Annotated in this window: 3 protein-coding genes; all 3 read left to right on the top strand. The window is 70.1% G+C overall.

All coding sequences use genetic code 11. The features are described 5' to 3' along the window. Positions 1–289, top strand: a 289-nt coding sequence (locus CCN39_RS24630; RefSeq protein ID WP_143264133.1) for an ABC transporter permease, incomplete at its 5' end; no start/stop codon positions are given. Continuing rightward, on the top strand, positions 286–1,254 hold the full coding sequence (locus CCN39_RS24625) for an ABC transporter permease (RefSeq protein ID WP_086845739.1): 969 nt from the start codon (positions 286–288) through the stop codon (positions 1,252–1,254). The genes CCN39_RS24630 and CCN39_RS24625, both read left to right, overlap by 4 nt. Before the next feature lie 28 nt (positions 1,255–1,282). Next, positions 1,283–3,742, top strand: coding sequence for a LamG-like jellyroll fold domain-containing protein (locus tag CCN39_RS24620; protein ID WP_086845737.1), 2,460 nt, complete (start codon positions 1,283–1,285; stop codon positions 3,740–3,742). The last annotated feature ends 53 nt before the right edge of the window (positions 3,743–3,795 follow it).

Below are 3,795 nucleotides of genomic sequence, written 5' to 3'. Positions count from 1 at the left end.
GCTGGCCGCGGTGGCCGGTGTGCTGGCGACGTCGAGGCTGGGCGCCAGTGACCCGAACGACCTGGGGCTCTTGATGGAGCTGTCCGCGATCACCGCGGTCGTCGTGGGCGGCACGCCGCTGACCGGCGGCCGGGTCCGCGTGCTCGGCACCGTGTTCGGCGCGCTGCTCATGCAGCTGGTGCACGCCACCCTGATCAAGCACAACCTGCCCGACTCGACCGCGCAGATGGTCCAGGCGGCCATCATCGTCGTCGCGGTCTACGTCGCCCGCGAGCGGAGCAGCCGATGACTCAGACCGCGGAACGCAACGCCGCCTTCGCCGGAGTCCTGCAACGCCAGGGCGCCGCCGTCGTCCTCGTGCTCGGCATGGCCGCCGCGTGGTTCGCCTTCCCCCGCTTCGGGTCCCCCGACAACCTGCGTGACCTCGCCCTGCAGAGCTCGTTCCTGGCGGTGATCGCGCTCGGGATGACGTTCGTGATCATCTCCGGCGGCATCGACCTCTCGGTCGGCTCGAACTACGCCCTCGGCGGTGTCCTCGCCGCGTACGGCGCCCAGTACGGCCTGGTGGTCGCGATCCTGTTGCCCCTGGCGGTGTGCTCGCTGATCGGGTTCGTCAACGGCGTGCTCATCGCCCGCACCGGGATGGCGCCGTTCATCGTCACACTGGCGTCGCTGCTGTTCGCCAGGGGGCTTCTGCTGGCCCTGACGTCCGAAGGCGCGACGACGTACAAAGTGGACCCCGGCTCGGCGTTCCTCTGGCTGGGCCAGGGCACGATCTTCGGCATCGGCGTCCCGGTGTACCTGACGCTGGTCCTCTTCGCGCTCGGCGGGCTCCTGTTGCGCCGCACGCGGTTCGGGCAGTCCGTGTTCGCCATCGGCGGCGCCGAGCAGTCGGCCGTGCTGATGGGACTTCCGGTGGCCCGAACCAAGATCAGCCTCTACACGCTCAGCGGCGCGCTCGCCGGCGTCGCGGGCATCCTCACCGCCGCGTACCTGCAGTCCGGCGTCACGGTGATCGGCGTCGGCACCGAACTCGACGCGATCTCCGTGGTCGTCATCGGCGGCACGCTGCTCACCGGCGGCGCCGGAACGATCATCGGGACCCTCGTGGGTGTGCTGCTGCGCACGCTCATCCAGAACGTCATCAACCAGATCGGCACCCTCGACGCCAACTACCAGACGGTGGTGAGCGGGGCCTTCCTGCTCGTCGTCGTGGTGATCCAGCGCCTGCTGGCGCGCTCCCGTACCCGCTGACCCCTGTCCCCTATCAGGAGGTTCATCGATGTTCCGCCCCGCCCGGCTGGCCGCCGTACTGGCGCTGGCCCTCACCGGACTCGCGGTCCCCGCCGCGCACGCCGGGTCCCCACCGCAGTGGCAACGGCTCGCCCCGCCGCTGTCCACGCCGTGGACGAACGACGTCTCCCCCACGAACGCCCTGCCGGACTACCCGAGACCGCAGCTGACCCGCTCGAAGTGGCAGAACCTCAACGGCGTCTGGGAGTTCTCCTCGGCCAAGCCCGGCGAAGCCGCGCCGGTGGGGAGAACACTGGGCGAGCGGATCCTCGTGCCGTACCCGGTCGAGTCGGCGCTGTCCGGGATCATGCGCCACGAGACGAACATGTGGTACCGGCGGACGTTCCAGCTGCCGCGCGACTGGCGGGGGCAGCGGATCCTGCTGCACTTCCAGGCCGTCGACTACGACGCGACGGTGCTCGTCAACGGCAGGACCGTCGCCCGGCACACCGGTGGCTACGACAGTTTCTCCGTCGACGTCACCGACGCCCTGACCACCGCCCGCGACCAGGAGCTGATCGTCGGCGTCGCCGACCCGAACGACCAGGGCGGGCAGCCGATCGGCAAGCAGCGCAAACCCGGGGACGGCATCTTCTACACGCCGTCGTCGGGCATCTGGCAGACCGTCTGGATGGAACCGGTGACGGCCACGCGCATCGACCGCCTGGACGTCACGCCGGACCTCGGTTCCGTGACGGTGAACGCCGTCGTCGGCGGGCCGGTGAAGCAGCACGTCGAAGCGGTGGCCTACGACCGCGGCCGCCCGGTCGGACGCGTGTCCGGCGACGCGAACAAGCCGTTGAAGCTCAAGGTCGACCGGCCGCACCTGTGGTCGCCGGACGACCCGTTCCTCTACGACCTGCGGGTGAAGCTCGTCCCCTCGGGCGACGAGGTCGGCTCGTACTTCGGGCTGCGCACGGTCGGGCTCGGCAAGACCGCCGACGGCAAGCAGCGGATGCTGCTCAACGGCAAGTTCGTCATGCAGGTCGGCCCGCTCGACCAGGGCTTCTGGCCGGACGGCATCTACACCGCGCCGACCGACGCGGCCCTGAAGTTCGACCTGGAGCAGGAGAAGGCGCTCGGCTTCAACATGGTGCGCAAGCACATCAAGGTCGAGCCGGACCGCTGGTACTACTACGCGGACAAGCTCGGGCTCATGGTCTGGCAGGACATGCCGGCGATGAAGGACGACATCGAGCCGTCGGCGGCTTCGCGCGTCACCTTCGAGTCCGAACTGAAGCGGATGATCGACCAGCACCGCAGCTTCCCGTCGATCGTCAGCTGGGTGCCGTTCAACGAAGGCTGGGGCGACTACGAAGTCGGCCGCATCGCCGACCTGGTCAAGTCCTGGGACCCGACGCGGCTGGTGAACGCCGAGTCCGGCGTCAACTGCTGCCGGTCCGAACCGGACAGCGGCAAGGGTGACATCTACGACGACCACACCTACACCGGTCCCGGCACGCCGGTGCAGACCGGCCAGCGCGCGGCCGTCAACGGCGAGTACGGCGGCCTCGGCCTCAAGGTCGCCGGGCACGAGTTCGACCCGGCGGGCAGCTTCGCCTACGAGATGGAGCCCGACAGCGCGACGCTGACCCGGCGCTACGGCGAGCTCCAGCAGCGCCTGCTGCTGGTCGCCCAGCGGTGCGGCGTGTCCGCGGGTGTCTACACGCAGACCACCGACGTCGAAAAGGAGGTCAACGGCTTCTTCACCTACGACCGGCAGGTGAAGAAGATGGACTTCGCGGCGGTCCGCGCGGCGAACCTCGCGGTGATCAAGGGCGCCACCGGTGCCCCGGTTTCCGGGCCGTCGGTGCCCGCCGGAACCCCCGGGATCGACGGCATCGCCGCGTATCCGTTCGACGAGAACGCGGGCACGGTGGCCGCGGACGTCGTCGGTGACCACGACGCCACGCTCGCCGGCGGCGCGTCCTGGACGGCCGGCAAGAGCGGATCGGCGCTGGCCACCAACGGTTCCGGCCAGTTCGCCGACACCGGCGCGGCGCTGGTGAACACCGAAGGCAGCTACAGCGCGGCGGCGTGGGTCAAGTTCACCGCGGTCGGCGACGGCTTCCAGACGATCGTGAGCCAGGACGGCGACAGCAACAGCGCGTTCTTCCTGCAGTACTCGGGCGCGGACCACCGGCTCGCGATGAGCTTCGTCGGCACGCGGGCCCTGGCGCCCACGGCTCCGGAAGCGAACCGCTGGTACCACGTGGTCGGTGTCCGCGACGCGGCCGCGGGGACGCTCAAGCTGTACGTCGACGGTCAGCCGGTGGCCACCAAGAGCGTCTGCCTCGGCGACGCGTCGACCGGCCACACGGTGATCGGCCGCGGCAAGTACGGCGGCAACCCGGTCGACTTCCTCAACGGGGCCGTCGACCAGGTCCACGTCTACGACCGGGCGTTGTCCGATGCGGACGTGAGCGCGCTGTACTCCAGCGGGAAGTAGGCAACCTCCGGCGCTCCCGGCGCGTGTTCGGCCCGGGGACCGCGATCGCGGTC

Source organism: Amycolatopsis kentuckyensis, from assembly GCF_002155975.1.
GTDB lineage: Bacteria > Actinomycetota > Actinomycetes > Mycobacteriales > Pseudonocardiaceae > Amycolatopsis > Amycolatopsis kentuckyensis.
The sequence above is the reverse complement of the archived record's forward strand: the minus strand, read 5'-3'. Positions and strand labels throughout refer to the sequence as shown.

Excerpts from the sequence above, each read along its gene's own strand:
- CCN39_RS24620 (WP_086845737.1), top strand. The coding sequence starts at position 1,283 with ATGTTCCGCCCCGCCCGGCTGGCCGCCGTACTGGCGCTGGCCCTCACC.
- CCN39_RS24625 (WP_086845739.1), top strand. The coding sequence starts at position 286 with ATGACTCAGACCGCGGAACGCAACGCCGCCTTCGCCGGAGTCCTGCAA.